The 13,602-nt window shown below is 67.6% G+C and carries 13 protein-coding genes and 1 tRNA gene; 4 read left to right on the top strand and 10 right to left on the bottom strand.

Going from position 1 to position 13,602, the window contains the following annotated elements; all coding sequences use genetic code 11:
• Nucleotides 1-45: 45 nt before the first annotated feature.
• The 6 genes from tatA to BLV49_RS14870 are packed head-to-tail and all read right to left on the bottom strand — an operon-like array spanning nucleotide 46 to nucleotide 5,052.
• Complete coding sequence (gene tatA / locus BLV49_RS14895) at nucleotides 46-309, bottom strand: twin-arginine translocase TatA/TatE family subunit (protein WP_091186361.1); 264 nt, start codon at nucleotides 307-309, stop codon at nucleotides 46-48.
• A gap of 40 nt (nucleotides 310-349) precedes the next feature.
• Entirely contained in the window at nucleotides 350-1,336 is a 987-nt protein-coding gene (locus tag BLV49_RS14890) for a helix-turn-helix transcriptional regulator (protein ID WP_091186359.1), read from the bottom strand.
• Nucleotides 1,333-2,367, bottom strand: a complete 1,035-nt coding sequence (locus BLV49_RS14885; RefSeq protein ID WP_245723674.1) for a helix-turn-helix transcriptional regulator — start codon at nucleotides 2,365-2,367, stop codon at nucleotides 1,333-1,335. Before BLV49_RS14885 ends, BLV49_RS14890 begins: the two co-directional genes overlap by 4 nt.
• Before the next feature lie 47 nt (nucleotides 2,368-2,414).
• Nucleotides 2,415-3,305 carry an FKBP-type peptidyl-prolyl cis-trans isomerase gene (locus BLV49_RS14880; protein WP_143034067.1) on the bottom strand — a complete coding sequence of 297 codons (891 nt, stop codon included), beginning with the start codon at nucleotides 3,303-3,305 and terminating at the stop codon, nucleotides 2,415-2,417.
• A 41-nt stretch (nucleotides 3,306-3,346) separates the two neighbouring features.
• Complete coding sequence (locus BLV49_RS14875; RefSeq protein WP_091186353.1) at nucleotides 3,347-4,378, bottom strand: tRNA (adenine-N1)-methyltransferase; 1,032 nt, start codon at nucleotides 4,376-4,378, stop codon at nucleotides 3,347-3,349.
• The gene (locus tag BLV49_RS14870) at nucleotides 4,375-5,052 is read right to left on the bottom strand and encodes an HAD family hydrolase (protein WP_245723673.1); all 678 of its coding nucleotides are present in this window, start codon (nucleotides 5,050-5,052) and stop codon (nucleotides 4,375-4,377) included. The genes BLV49_RS14875 and BLV49_RS14870 overlap by 4 nt, the downstream gene beginning before the upstream one ends.
• Nucleotides 5,053-5,138: 86 nt before the next feature.
• Between BLV49_RS14870 and BLV49_RS14865 the strand changes: the two genes are divergently transcribed.
• A complete protein-coding gene (locus BLV49_RS14865; RefSeq protein WP_091186344.1) occupies nucleotides 5,139-6,095 on the top strand; it encodes a proteasome assembly chaperone family protein in 957 nt (318 codons plus the stop codon).
• Between the two features lies 1 nt (nucleotide 6,096).
• On the opposite strand, the gene mshC is transcribed toward BLV49_RS14865, so the two are convergent.
• The 3 genes from mshC to BLV49_RS14850 are packed head-to-tail and all read right to left on the bottom strand — an operon-like array spanning nucleotide 6,097 to nucleotide 9,583.
• Nucleotides 6,097-7,344 carry a cysteine--1-D-myo-inosityl 2-amino-2-deoxy-alpha-D-glucopyranoside ligase gene (gene mshC, locus BLV49_RS14860; protein ID WP_091186340.1) on the bottom strand — a complete coding sequence of 416 codons (1,248 nt, stop codon included), beginning with the start codon at nucleotides 7,342-7,344 and terminating at the stop codon, nucleotides 6,097-6,099.
• Between the two features lie 21 nt (nucleotides 7,345-7,365).
• Nucleotides 7,366-8,220 (bottom strand): undecaprenyl-diphosphate phosphatase, encoded by an 855-nt coding sequence (locus BLV49_RS14855; protein ID WP_091186337.1) that lies wholly within the window; start codon nucleotides 8,218-8,220, stop codon nucleotides 7,366-7,368.
• A gap of 28 nt (nucleotides 8,221-8,248) precedes the next feature.
• Nucleotides 8,249-9,583, bottom strand: coding sequence for a M20/M25/M40 family metallo-hydrolase (locus tag BLV49_RS14850; protein WP_091186332.1), 1,335 nt, complete (start codon nucleotides 9,581-9,583; stop codon nucleotides 8,249-8,251).
• A 111-nt stretch (nucleotides 9,584-9,694) separates the two neighbouring features.
• Between BLV49_RS14850 and BLV49_RS14845 the strand changes: the two genes are divergently transcribed.
• Nucleotides 9,695-9,780: transfer RNA gene (locus tag BLV49_RS14845), tRNA-Leu, on the top strand.
• Nucleotides 9,781-9,905: 125 nt separating this feature from the next.
• On the top strand, nucleotides 9,906-10,628 hold the full coding sequence (locus BLV49_RS14840) for a DUF6226 family protein (RefSeq protein WP_091186328.1): 723 nt from the start codon (nucleotides 9,906-9,908) through the stop codon (nucleotides 10,626-10,628).
• 231 nt (nucleotides 10,629-10,859) lie between these two features.
• Here BLV49_RS14840 and BLV49_RS14835 read toward each other — a convergent pair whose 3' ends face one another.
• Entirely contained in the window at nucleotides 10,860-12,680 is a 1,821-nt protein-coding gene (locus tag BLV49_RS14835) for a DEAD/DEAH box helicase (RefSeq protein WP_245723672.1), read from the bottom strand.
• 82 nt (nucleotides 12,681-12,762) lie between these two features.
• Here BLV49_RS14835 and BLV49_RS14830 point away from each other — a divergent pair, with 82 nt between their 5' ends.
• Nucleotides 12,763-13,602: an SGNH/GDSL hydrolase family protein gene (locus BLV49_RS14830; protein WP_434061465.1), complete on the top strand. Its 840-nt coding sequence runs from the start codon at nucleotides 12,763-12,765 to the stop codon at nucleotides 13,600-13,602.

The raw sequence follows: 13,602 nt of genomic DNA, 5'->3' as shown, positions 1-13,602 counted from the left end.
GGGCTTCGTCTTCTTGGAGCGAGCGAAACGTTCGGTCACGACCGGTCAGGGTTTGGAGGTCGGTTCGTCGGACGAGGAGTCGGGACGCGGCGTGTCGGCCGCTGGCCCGGGGTGTCGCACCTCGTCGCGCGGAGCGTCGGGGCCGGGGGCAGGCGTGCCCGGCTCGTCGTTGCTCTTGACCTCGCTCTTGAAGATCTTCATGGACTGGCCGATGCTGCGGGCGAGTCCCGGCAGCTTCGGCGCGCCGAACAGCAGCAAGACGAGGAAGAGGATGATGACAAGGTGCCATCCGTTGAGATTGCCAAGCATGTGTTTCCCATCACTGGAATGTCGGACAAGTCTAACGCCCTCAGCTGGCTGAGTCGGAGGAACCGTTCTCATACCGTGACAGTGCGCGGGACGCCCATTCGGCGACGGCCTCCCGGGCCTCCGGCGGGTCGAGCACACGCGCGAATCCGGGCAGTCCGACGATGAGCCGTCCGAGGCTCGCGAGGTGCGCCATGCGCAATTGGGCCCGTGTGCGGCCAGGCTCCGTCGCGGCCTCCGCCGAGACGATGTACTCCTCGATGAGGCCTTCGGCGTCTTTCGCGATATCCACGGTCACCGTCACGTCTTCGGCAGACGCCTCGAACAGCGTCTCCGGCAAGGTCACGTCGGCCGCCCGGTGCGTGATCGGCCTCTCGGCGATGCGAACGCCGCTCATCCGGTCGAGGCGAAAGGTGCGGATGCCGGTGCGGAGGTGGCACCACGCCCGCAGGTACCAGTTCTCATCGAGCGATTCGATGCGCAGTGGGTCAACGCGACGATCCTCTCGCTCGCCGCGCGAATTGAGGTAGCTGAACTCGAGCTGGCGCTCGTGCTCGACGGCCTCGCGGATGAGACCGAGCGTCCCGTCGGTCTCCACCGCCTCGACGGCCACCTCGATCGGGGCGCCGGAGGCGCCCCGGGTCAGCTTCGTCATGAGGGAGCCGACGACGTCGCGGTCAGCCTGCTCCGGAACCGTCGACAGATACTGCAGGCCGGCGATGAGGGCGGCCGCCTCCCTGGCGGAGAAGCGCGGCGAGTCGTCGATGGCGACGAGATGCGTGATGATGATCTCGTCGTTCTGCTCGAACGCGTCCCAATCGATGTCGAAGAGGTCGTTGTGCTGGTATTGGCTCGACTCCCCCGGGACGCCCGAGACAGCGATCAGCCGCACCGCCTGGCGCACCTGCTCTTCCGGAACGCCGAAGTGCGCCGCGGCTTCGGCCACGGTCGCGTGGCTCCGGTCGAGCAGGTACGGCACGAGGGAGAGCAGGAAGGCGAGCTTGTCCCGCGCCTGCGGCGGCCGGCTCATGACGACTCTCCGGTGTGCTGATCGGTTGGCCCGTGCGCCGTGCGGGCTCGCGTGAGCCGCTGAACGACAGCGGCGCGCAGGCTCGGCGGCGTGAGGGCCTCGGCCTCCGGCCCGAACGATGCGAGCTCGTCAGCGAGGATATTGATGTCGGTGAAGTGCAGCCGGAGCAGGCCCGCCTCGAGCTCCTCAGCGCCGTGTTGGCGAGTGAGCGTCGCGGCAGCGTGCGAATCAGGCGTCACGCGAACCGTCGCTGTGCTGCGCTCCCACAGCTCGTCGAGATTGCGGAGCGCCTTGTCCGAGAAGCTGCCCTCCGCCTCCGGCGGCTCAAAGGTTCGCCCTGTGACCCGGGGAGCCTGCACCATGCGGGAGAGCAAGAACGTGCGGCGCTCGTCGATGTCGACGTCGATCGCGTAGAGGTGCCAGCGTCCGCTGTGCTGAACGATCGCGAGCGGGGCGACGGTGCGCACGCGCGCCGCCGAGTCGCCGGGCTTCAGGTACGGGAACGTCACAACCGTGTGACGCTCCATCGCCGTGCGCAGCGGCTCGAACGCCGCCTCCCTCGTGCGCAGCCGGGGCGCGTAGCCGATCACCGGGTCGACGGCGTCGACGCCGAGCGAGCGCAGCTTCATGAGCGCCCGCTGGGATTCGCTCGAGAGCGTGCCCTCGCGCCACACGGTTGCCGCGAGACCGAGAAGAGTGATCTCCTCCGCCGTGAACGTGACGTCGGCGGGGAGATCGTACTCCCCCTTCGGAATCCGGTAGCGGATGTGCTGCGAGTTGCCTTCGTCTCCCGGCGGGGTGAGGGACTCGAGCGGAATGCCGAGCTCCCTGATGTCGTCCTTGTCACGCTCGAACTGCCGCTCGAGGCTCGCGTTGTCGCCGCCGTTCACATAGCGCTGGCGATAACCCTGCACGGTCGCGAGGATGGCATCCTTCGTGAGTCCGGACTCGGTGGCCACGAGAGCGAGCACGAGGCTGAAGAGGCGCTCCTCGACGGGAACGCGCTCGGCGGCGCGGGGCTGCTGGGACACGTGACCAATCCTAGTGAGCGGGATGCCTTGCGGCATCCGACACACCCTTAGTCGACGCCGAGGACGTCGATGACGTAGATCGTCGCATCGCCGTTGTCGCTCGGCACGAGTACGAGAAGCTGCGAGCCGACGGTCGAGCCGATGAGAGCCTTCTTGACCTCGTCGGGTACGGAGTCCATGGCGAACTGGCGGGGTGTGCCGTCGGACCACGTCGACTGCGAGACGGTGCGGGAGTTCCACGACGCCTGCAGCATGTGCGCGATGACGGTCGACGACTTCGTCACCGTCGCGCCGTCGCCCCGTTTGAGCGTCGTGAACTTCGCGGTCGTCGGAGCGTCGGACTTCGGGATCGTCAGCCCCGGCGTTCCGTCAGGTGCCGTGACGACCGAGGGGAAGCCCGGCTCGACGACGGGAACGTCGGCGCCGTTCGCCTTCGCGAGGTACGCACGTTCGATGTCGAGAACGATGATGAGAGTGTCGTCCTTGTTCACTCCGAGATCGGGGCGCCCGCCGGCAGGTCCGAGCGCGTCGTCCGCGGCGACGGCGGCGACGACACGGGAGCCGACGGTCTGGCACTCGAGCGCGCGCGCCATGCCGGGCAGCATCTGCGAGCTCGAGACGGGACCGAGGCTGCCATCGTAGGGGCTCGCCTCGATGAGCTTTCCGGTGCGACCGTCGTAGATCGACCAGTCGATGACGACCGGTTCGCCGCCTTCGAGCCGCTCCCCGTCGCCGACGATGTCGGCCTGAGCCTGCGTCTTCTGCGCGTACAGCGGAGTCGGGAAGGACACCGTGGGTGTGCTGCCGAGATCACCGCTCACCGAAACCTGCTCGGTCGCATCCCCCGGTGTCAGGCAATCGGAGGGTGCGCTGCTGCATCCGCTCAGCGTCAGGGTGACAAGTGCTGCCGATACAAGCAGGGCGGGTGCGGTGCGCACGGTACCTCGTTTCGAAGTCGCAGACGTCGGGCTCATCAAGTTTAGTGGTCGGATGCCGCGTCGCCGTCGGTCGTGTCATCGAAGCGCCGCGACTTGGACGTCTCGGCGCCCGTGGCGGCCGCGCGCACGCGCTTGCGGAGGCTCTTGGGGCTGACGGTGCGCTCGCCGAGGGCACCGGGCGTCCACGCCTCGACGTCCTCGTCGCTGTAGTCGCTCTTCGACGCGCGGCGCTTGAGCTCGGGTAGCACGGCGCCGGGAGCGAGCCGGCGGGCCGTGAGGAGGAAGCCCGTGTGCCCGATCATGCGGTGCTCCGGTCGCACGGCGAGCCCTTCCACGTGCCAGCCGCGCACGATGGTCTCGCTCGAGGACGGGTTCGTGTAATTGCCGCTGGCGCGGATCGCCTCGGCGACGCGAGAGAGCTGCGTCACTGTCGCCACATAGCACAGCAGCACTCCGCCCGGCTTGAGCGCGGCGGACACGGCATCCAGGCATTCCCACGGGGCGAGCATGTCGAGGACGACGCGGTCGACGGTGCCGTCGGCGGCGGCCTGCGGCAGCTCCTCGGCGAGATCGCCGACCGTGACGGTCCAATTCGCGGGATCGTGACCGAGGAAGGTCGCGACATTGCCGCGCGCGACGTCGGCGAACTCGTCGCGACGCTCGAACGACGCGAGCGAGCCGGCGTCGCCGATGGCGCGCAGCAGCCACAGCGAGAGGGCGCCGGACCCGACGCCGGCCTCCACGACCGTCGCCCCGGGGAAGATATCGGCGAGGGCGATGATCTGCGCGGCATCCTTCGGGTAGATGATCGCGGCGCCGCGCGGCATCGACATCGCGAAGTCGACGAGAAGCGGCCGCAGCGCGAGATACTCCACGCCGACGGTGTTCGCGACGACGGTGCCGTCGGGCTGCCCGATTATCGCGTCGTGCTCGATCGCGCCCTTGTGCGTGTGGAAGAGCTTCCCCGGCTCAAGCGTGATCGTGTTCCGCTTGCCTTTGGGGCCCGTGAGCTGCACGCGATCGCCGATGCGGAAGGGTCCGCTGTTCTGCGGGCGTTCGGAGGACAGGCTCATGCGGTGGCATCCGTTTCAGGGAGGGGAAGGGCGAACAGGTCGTCGACACCGCGGCCCTCGAGGGTCGGCCAGATGGTGTGGGTTGCGGCTTCCGGAATCGACACGGCGTGCGGCACCGCGAGAGAGCGGGCTCCCGAGGCGACCGCGGAGGCGAGCCCATTGCGGGAGTCTTCGATGGCGATGCAGTCGCGAATGTCCACGCCGAGCTCGCGCGCGGCTTTCAGATACGGCTCCGGGTGCGGTTTGGGGTGCGTCACCTCGTCGCCGGTGACAAGGATCTCGAACGCGGGGAACGGAATGTTCTCGACGACCTGCTCCGCCATCCGCCTGACCGACATGGTGACAAGAGCGGTGCGGATGCCGCGAGCGTGCAGCTCCTTGAGCAGGGCGCTCGCGCCGGGGCGGAACGGCACGCCGTCGCGAGCGAGCCGGCTCTGCACGCGGTCGGTCAGCAGAGCGACGATGTCGTCGGGCTCCATGTCGACGCCGTGGTCCTTGAGGATCTGCGCCGACTCCCACAGCCCGGCGCCAACGAGCGACATCGCGTCCTCGTAGGTCCACGTGTGTCCGAACGACTCGACGAGGTCGGTCTCGGCCTGTATCCAGTACGGCTCGGTGTCGACGACGGTCCCGTCCATGTCCCACAGAACGGCCGCCGGAGTAAGGGCAGTCACGGGGCACCATGCTACCGGCAACGGATGCGCCTATTCTGGGATGAACCGCCGGACGGCAGGCGGCAGACCGAGAGACATGGGTGCGTGTGACTGACGGACAGGACTTCTTGAGCGGCAGGCTCCTCGTGGTGGCGTTTGAAGGCTGGAACGACGCGGGCGACGCCGCAACGGGAGCCGTGCGCATGCTCAAGGACCAGCTCGAGCTCGTTCCCCTGTTCGAGGTGGATCCCGAGTTGTACTTTGATTTCCAGTTCAACCGACCCGTCGTATCGACGGACCCGGACGGCCGCCGCCGACTCACGTGGCCGAGCGCGCGTCTCTACGGTCCGGCCCATCCGATCGAAGCGTACGAAGCGGGCGACATCGCGCGCGACGCGGAGCTGACGATCAGCGCAGACAACAACGACAACGTGTACCTGCTCGTGGGCACCGAGCCGTCCCGCAGCTGGAAGGCCTTCTCGGCGGAGCTGCTCGACGCTGCTCTCACGCACGACGTGTCGGCGATAATCTTCCTCGGCGCCATGCTCGCCGATGTGCCGCACACCCGGCCGATCAGCATCTTCACGAGCAGCGAGAACGCCGAGGTGCGAAGGGCGCTCGGTATCGAGCGCAGCGCCTACGAGGGGCCTGTCGGAGTGCTCAGCGCGCTCGCCGACGCTGCTGACACGCTCGACATCCCGACGCTGTCGATCTGGGCGTCGGTTCCGCACTACGTGCAGCACTCCCCCTCGCCGAAGGCGATGCTGGCGCTCATCGACAAGCTCGAGGAGCTCATCGATGTCGTGATTCCGCGCGGTGAGCTGGTGGAGCAGGCCGCGGAATGGGAGCGGAGCATCGATACTCTCGCGTCCGAGGACGAGGAGATGGCGGCGTACATCCGTCAGCTCGAGGCCGCGCGCGACACGGTTGAGGCGCCGGAGGCCAGCGGAGAGGCGATCGCCCGCGAATTCGAGCGCTATCTGCGCAAGTCGGACGGACACCGCGGCCCGGGAACCGGTCCCGGCTCCCCCGACGACCCGAAGCGCGGACCCGACCCGAGCTGAGTTACAGCCGCACGCCGAGAAGCGCCTCGACGGCGTCTGCGATAAGCGCGGGGTGGTCCACGCCCGCTTCCGCTGCACCGTCGATGAGCGCGAGCGCCGTCGGAGTGTCGAGGTCGCCGCGGAGGGCCGCGCGCACAGCGTCGACGACATCGGACGCTGAGTCCTGCCCCGCTGTTGACGAGGCTCCGAACGCGTCCTGCCACCGTTGCAGGCGCTCGACGGACGCGTCGAGGACGCTGTCGAACCACTCCCAGTCGCTGCGGTAGTGGTGCGCGAGGATTGCAAGGCGGATCACGCGAGGATCGACGCCCTCTTCACGCAGTTGCGACACGCGCACGAGATTCCCGAGCGACTTCGACATCTTCTCGCCCTGGTAGGCGACCATACCCGTGTGGTTGTAGACGCGAGCGAGCGGCTTGCCGGACAGGGCCGCCGCGTGCGCAGCGCTGAACTCGTGGTGCGGGAAGACGAGGTCGCTGCCTCCGCCCTGCACCGTGAAGTCGCTGCCGAGCTCCATCAGGGCGATGACGGAGCACTCGATGTGCCAGCCTGGGCGTCCGGCACCCACGGCGGACTCCCAGCGCGGTTCGCCCTCACGGGCGGCTCGCCAGACGAGCGGGTCGAGACTGTCACGCTTGCCGTCACGATCGGGGTCTCCGCCGCGCTCGGCGAAGAGCTCCGCCATGACAGCGCGGTCGAGGCCGCTCTCCTCACCGAGCGTCCACGGCGACAGCCGCTCTGCCGCGGCGATGTCGAAGTAGACGTCTTCGCCCTCGGAGCTCTCGGGAGTCGGCACCGTATAGGCAGTGCCGTTCTCCAGCATCCGCTTGACCGCGCGCCCGATGGGCTCGATCACCTCCGTGACGGCGACGTAGTCAACCGGCGGAATGACCGCGAGGCTCTCCATGTCCGCGCGGAACAGCTCGATCTGGGAGTCGGCGAGCTCGCGCCAGTTCTCCCCCGTCACGGCCGCGCGCTCCAGCAGAGGGTCGTCGATGTCGGTGATGTTCTGTGCATAGTGCACGTCATAGCCCGCGTCGAGCCACACCCGCTGCAGCGTGTCATACGCGACATACGTGGCGGCGTGGCCCATGTGCGTCGCATCGTACGGAGTGATGCCGCACACGTAGATGCGGGCGACGTCGCCCGGACGCGCCTCCACGAGCGACTGCGTAGCCGTGTCGAACAGGCAGGGTGGTGACGATTCGCCGGGGACGGAGGGAATGACGGGACGCGACCACGACTGCATGCTCTCAGCCTATCGCCGCGGCTACGCCGTCATGACGCCGGTGAGCAGGAGCACGATGAGCGCACCGCCGAGCAGAATGCGGTAGATCACGAACGGCAGGAAGCTGTGCTTCGAGATCCACTTCATGAAGAACGCGATGACGACGATCGCGATGACGAAGGCGACGACTGTCGCGACGAGGGTCTCGAGCGGGCCGAAGATGTCCGGAGTGCAGCCGGTCATGCCCGGCTCGCACGGCGACGCGATGGACTTCGCCACCTGGTAGAAGCCGCTGCCGAGCACCGCAGGGATCGCGAGCAGGAACGCGTAACGCGCCGCAGCTTCCCGGGAGTAGCCGAGGAACAGGCCCGCCGTGATGGTGCCGCCCGAGCGGGACACGCCGGGGATGAGGGCCATCGCCTGCGCGAAACCGTAGATGACGCCGTGCCCGTAGGTCAGGTCGTCGAGCTTTCGTCGTTTCGCCCCGACCCAGTCGGCGATCCCGAGCAGGATGCCGAACACGATGAGCGTGGTTGCGGTGAACCAGAGGGACCGAAGCGTCGTCTCGATCGCGTCTTGGAACAGAAGGCCGAGCACGACGATCGGGACGCTGCCGATGATGATCAGCCAGCCCATCCTCGCATCAGGGTCATTGCGTGGGATCTTCCCGCCGAGCGCTTTGAACCAGGCGCCGATGATGCGGACGATGTCCTTCCAGAAGAAGATCACGACGGCTGCCTCCGTGCCGATCTGCGTGATCGCCGTGAAGCGGGCGCCAGGGTCGGCGCCGGTGCCGAGGAACTCTCCGACGATGCGCAGATGAGCGCTGGAGGAGACGGGAAGGAATTCGGTCAGTCCCTGGACGATGCCGAGGATGATCGCGTTGATGAGGTCCACGTGGAGAAGTCCGCCTGAGGGTTGAGTGTCAGTAGCGTCGCAGCAGGTCGGTGAGAACCTGCCTGCCAAAGACTAATGCGTCGAGTGGCACGCGCTCGTCAACACCGTGGAACATTCCGGGAAAGTCCATGTCGGCCGGCAGGCGGAGCGGCGCGAAGCCGTAGCCGGTGATGCCGAGTTTCGAGAGCGCCTTGTTGTCGGTTCCCGCCGGCATCAGATAGGGCAGCACGGGAGCGCCCGGATCATGACGGCCAAGCGAAGCGGTGACGGCGTCGATGAGCTCGCCCGCGAACGGGTTCTCGAGACCGACGTCGCGATGGCTGATCTGTACGTCGATGTCGGGGCCGACTAGCTCGGTTATCGCTGCGATGATCTCGTCTTCCTCGCCCGGCATGGCACGGATGTCGATGCGTGCTTCCGCCGTGTCGGGAATGACGTTGTGCTTGTAGCCCGCGTCGAGCATCGTGGGGTTCGTCGTCGTGCGCAGCGACGCCTGCAGGAATCCCGCGGCGGTTCCCGTCGCGAGGATGAGCTCTTGCGGGGCGACCTCTCGCACATCCGCGCCGAGGATCTCGGCGATGCGACCGGTCAGCTGTTCCGTCGTGTCGGTCAGTCGGACCGGCCATTCGGTGCGGCCGACCTTCGCGACGGCCTCCGCGAGCTTGGTGATGGCGTTGTCGTGCATGACCCGCGATCCGTGCGAGGCGGTTCCCCGTGCGATGAGCTTCAGCCAGACGAGGCACTTCTCACCCGTCTGCAGCAGGTACGCACGCGTGCCGTCGACATCGATCGAGTAGCCGCCCACCTCGCTGATCGCTTCCGTTGCGCCCGCGAACAGCTCCGGGTGGTTGTCGACGAGGTAGTGGGAGCCGTAGATCCCGCCGTTCTCCTCGTCGGCGAAGAACGCGACGACGAGGTCGCGCTCGGGTTGCCCGTCGGCGAGGATGTCCTCGAGGCTCGTCAGGATCATGGCATCCATGTCCTTCATATCCACAGCGCCGCGGCCCCACAGCATGCCGTCCTTCACGACGCCCTCGAACGGGTCGACGCTCCAATTCTCCGGGTCGGCGGGCACGACATCGAGGTGACCGTGCACCACAAGCGCCCGCTTGCTGGAGTCGCGCCCCTCGACGCGGGCGACGACGGAAGTGCGACGCGGCTCGGAGTCGAACAGCTGCGGGGCGAGACCCATGCCGGCCAGTCGCGCCTCGACGTACTCCGCGGCTTCGGTCTCGCCCTTCGACTTCCCGTCGCCGTAGTTCGTGGTGTCGAAGCGGATCAGATCGCGGGTGACAAGAGCCGTCTCGTCGAGTTCCGACCGGCGCTCGCCGCCGCTGGCCGCGGCATCGTCATGTGTAGGCATGCGTCCACGCTATCGCCTGAGGTTCCGGGTGCACGCGAGTGGCAAAACGCGATCGAAAACCGTGCTAGAGTCTTACCTCGGCGCCGGAGAAATCCGGTTCCGGAACATCACGCGCGGGTGGCGGAATTGGTAGACGCGCTAGCTTGAGGTGCTAGTGCCCGTATTAGGGCGTGGGGGTTCAAGTCCCCCCTCGCGCACGTGATGAAGAGCCGGACCTTCGGGTCCGGCTCTTCGCATTTCCGCCTGCGTAGGCGCTCGGCTTATGCGGCTTCTTGGCCAAAGCGCGTTTGTGGGTTGGCGCATTCATGTCAAGAATGGCTCCATGACGGAGTATGCGCGGCCGTACGTCGAACCGATGGTGTTCCGAGACGATTCCGGAGCTGTCATCGAGCACGGCAATCATTGGGCGGACCGAGGTGGAACTCCGCCAGAGGACAGCTACTCCGTCGTGAGCCACCCGGAGCGATTCGCTCCGCTGCACACGGTGGCGACAGCGCTCATCGACCATCTCGCGTCCACGTATGACGTCGGAGTTGAAGAAGGACACCACGTCACTCTTGATCTGCTCCACCCTCCGGCGGCCGATGAGACCGTGCGAGCCGTGCGCTTGACGCCGTGCGATGACGCGTGCGCACCAGTGGTGATCGTGCTGACCGACTTTCCCGGAGTGCGCGTGTTTGCCGGTGTGCTCTTCAGCGCGGTCTATCCCTCGTGCGGTTGCAACGCCTGTGACGAGCGATGGGACACCGTCGCAGACGAGCTCGAATGGGAGACATTCGCGATTGCCGGCGGCGGCCTTACTGAAGAAGTGAGCGAACCTCGCCGCGCGAAATGGACCTACGACAGCGGCCACGGATTCGTGAAGGGCATGGGCCAGACGGTCTCCTACCGGCTGCGCGCCCTCGACGGAGAGTCGGAGAGAAGCGGCCAATCGCGGGCGGAAGACGTGCCTGCCCGGATGCTGGCGAGCGCCCGCGCGAAGCTCGATGCGGTGACGGCGACCAGTCCCGGCGGCAACTGGCTGCCCTGGTCGACACGACGCTGATCTCGCACGATGTCTCGTGAGGCGTGGCTCCCGCGTGCCTGTTCAGGGCGGTTCTCGTCTCGAATGTGTCACGTGAGGGAATGACGCTTGGCGCGCTTCGAGCGCTTCTCGTTCCGCGCAGCTCAACCCGCTACGAACGTAATGAAGAGCGGACCCTCAGGTCCGCTCTTCGCATTTCTGCCCGCGCAGTTTCGCCGTGCAGCTCGCTCGTGGCGCGGCGGTGACGCTGTCTCAGCGCCCGCTGCCGAGCTTCTTCCGCAGGAACGCGATGCGCGCCTGCAGCTGCGTGACGCTCGCTTGCGGCACTGCGGGCCCACCGCAGACGCGCCGCAGCTCGGCGTGCACGAGCCCGTGCGGCTGGTTCATGTTCTTGGCGTAGAGCCCGACGAGGCTGTTGAGCAGGCTCCGCTGTTCCTTGAGCGTGCGGTACAGGGGGACGTTGTCCTCCTGCTGCTCGGGCGGCAGCGTCTTCTGCCTCGCCTCGATGCGGCGTGCCTGCCGGCGGTGCCGCTGGGTGAGCAGTTCGTGCACCTGCTCCGGCTCAAGCAGTCCCGGCAGCCCGATGAAGTCGAGCTCCTCTTCCGTCTCGGGCTGCGCGTACGACCCGAACTCTGCGCCGTCGTACACGACCCTGTCGAACTGGGCATCGGACGAGATCGCCTGATAGCTGAACTCGTTCATGAGCGCGTCGGAGGCCTTGTCGGGTCGGTTCGCGTCCGCGACCATCGCGTCTTCGGGGTTCCACAGGTCCCCCTCCGACGCGCCCGTGTCCTTCTTGTCCAGGGCGTGGTCGCGTTCGAGCTCCATCTGGCTCGCGAGGGCCATGAGCTGTGGCACGTTCGGCAGGAACACGGATGCTGTCTCGCCGCGGCGGCGGGACCGCACGAAGCGTCCGATGGCCTGCGCGAAGAACAGCGGCGTCGACGAGCTCGTCGCGTACACGCCGACCGAGAGCCGCGGCACGTCGACGCCCTCGGAGACCATGCGCACGGCCACGAGCCAGCGGCTGTCTGCCTTCGAGAACTGCTCGATGCGATCGCTCGCCTCCTTCTCGTCGGAGAGCACGACGGTGGGCTCCTCCCCCGTGATCTGGTGGAGGATCTGCGCGTACGCGCGGGCGGCGAAGTGGTCCGTGGCGATGACGAGGCCGCCTGCATCGGGGATGGCCTGGCGCACCTCGCTGAGCCGCCGGTCGGCGGAGGAGAGCACTTGCGGAATCCACTCCCCCTCCGGGTCGAGGGCCGTGCGCCACGCTTGCGAAGTGATGTCCTTGGTGTTGTCCTCGCCGAGCTTCGCCTCCATCTCGTCGCCGGTCTTCGTGCGCCAGCGCATGTGGCCCGCATACACCATGAACATGACGGGCCGGACGACGCCGTCAGCGAGAGCTCGACCGTAGCCGTAGTTGTAGTCCGTCTGCGACGTGCGGATGCCGTGCTTGTCGGGAAGATAGCTGACGAACGGGATCGGCGCCGTGTCGGAGCGGAACGGCGTTCCCGTCAGCGAGAGCCGGCGCGTGGCGCCCTCGAAGGCCTCGCGGATCGCGTCGCCCCAGCTCAAGGCGTCGCCGCCGTGGTGCACCTCATCGAGGATGACGAGGGTGCGCGCCGACAGGGTGATGTCGCGGTGCAGCGAGGCGCGCACGGCGACCTGTGCGTAGGTCACGGCGACGCCGTGGTAGTGGCTCGCGTAACGGCCCTGGCGGTTGGCGAATCCTGGATCGAGCCGGATGCCCGCCCGGCTGGCGGCATCCGCCCACTGCTTCTTCAAGTGCTCCGTCGGGGCGACGACAGTGACGCGGTCGACGGTGCGCCGGGCGAGCAGCTCGGCGGCGAGCCGCAGCGCGAACGTCGTCTTCCCGGCTCCGGGGGTCGCGGCGGCGAGAAAATCGCGCGGTTCGCTCTGGAAGTACAGGTCGATGGCCTCCTGCTGCCAGGCGCGCAGCTTCCCGACCGTTCCCCACGCGGCGCGCTCGGGAAACGTCGGCGAGAGGTGCTCTGCGGCTGACGTGCCGATGCGGGGGCCGGGGATCGGCGACAATTCAGGACTACTCACGACCTTGGTACTGTACCCGACGGCGCTGACAGGAACGCGGTAGCGTGAGGGCAGCGTCGTCCCCCGACGAAAGGTGGTTTTCGTGTCGATACAGACGGATCAGCATGCGGATGCCGAACCCGAAGACGCCGCCCAGCGGCACCCGTGGTCCCGGTATGTCGCGCTCGGCGACTCGTTCACGGAGGGCATCGGCGATCCAGAGCCCACGCTCCCCGGTGGACACCGGGGCTGGGCGGACCGGGTCGCCGAAGTGCTCAGCCGTGGTTCGAACGACTTCGCCTACGCCAACCTCGCCGTGCGTGGAAAGCTCATTCGGCAGATCGTCGACGAGCAGATCGAGCCGGCGCTCGACCTGCACCCCGATCTCATCACGATCTCCGCGGGCGGCAACGACGTCATCAGGCCGGGCTCGGACCCCGACGCGATCTCTGCCCAGTTCGACGACGCGATTCGCCGACTCAGCGCCGACCGGGCGACGATCGTCGTGTTCACGGGCGTCGACGTCGGCTTCTCCCCCGTGTTCCGCGGCATCCGCGGCAAGGTCGCGATCTACAACGAGAACATCCGTGCTATCGCCGACGCCTACGACTGCATCGTCGCCGACCAGTGGGCGCTCAAGCCCATCCAGGACGCGCGGATGTTCGCACCAGACCGGCTGCACCTCAACGCGCTCGGCCACCATGAGGTCGCGCGCATGGTTCTCGCGGCGCTCAACGTGCCGAACGACCTCGAGCCGATGAAGCCGGAGCCGCTGCCCGAGGTGAGCTGGCGGCAGGCGCGCACGGAGGACCTGCACTGGGCGCGGGAGTACCTCGTGCCGTGGGTGCTGCGCCGCATCCGGCACCAGTCCTCCGGCGACTTCATCACGGCCAAGCGACCCACCGCGGCGCCGTTCAACGTTCCGGTCGACCCGGAGGCGTAG

The sequence above is a fragment of the Paramicrobacterium humi genome (assembly GCF_900105715.1).
Classification (GTDB): Bacteria; Actinomycetota; Actinomycetes; order Actinomycetales; family Microbacteriaceae; genus Paramicrobacterium; species Paramicrobacterium humi.
Note: the sequence above shows the minus strand (reverse complement) of the source record. Positions and strands in the feature narration are given on the sequence as shown.

Excerpts from the sequence above, each read along its gene's own strand:
- mshC (WP_091186340.1), bottom strand. The coding sequence starts at position 7,344 with ATGCAGTCGTGGTCGCGTCCCGTCATTCCCTCCGTCCCCGGCGAATCG.
- BLV49_RS14840 (WP_091186328.1), top strand. The coding sequence starts at position 9,906 with ATGACGGAGTATGCGCGGCCGTACGTCGAACCGATGGTGTTCCGAGAC.
- tatA (WP_091186361.1), bottom strand. The coding sequence starts at position 309 with ATGCTTGGCAATCTCAACGGATGGCACCTTGTCATCATCCTCTTCCTC.
- BLV49_RS14890 (WP_091186359.1), bottom strand. The coding sequence starts at position 1,336 with ATGAGCCGGCCGCCGCAGGCGCGGGACAAGCTCGCCTTCCTGCTCTCC.
- BLV49_RS14850 (WP_091186332.1), bottom strand. The coding sequence starts at position 9,583 with ATGCCTACACATGACGATGCCGCGGCCAGCGGCGGCGAGCGCCGGTCG.
- BLV49_RS14875 (WP_091186353.1), bottom strand. The coding sequence starts at position 4,378 with ATGAGCCTGTCCTCCGAACGCCCGCAGAACAGCGGACCCTTCCGCATC.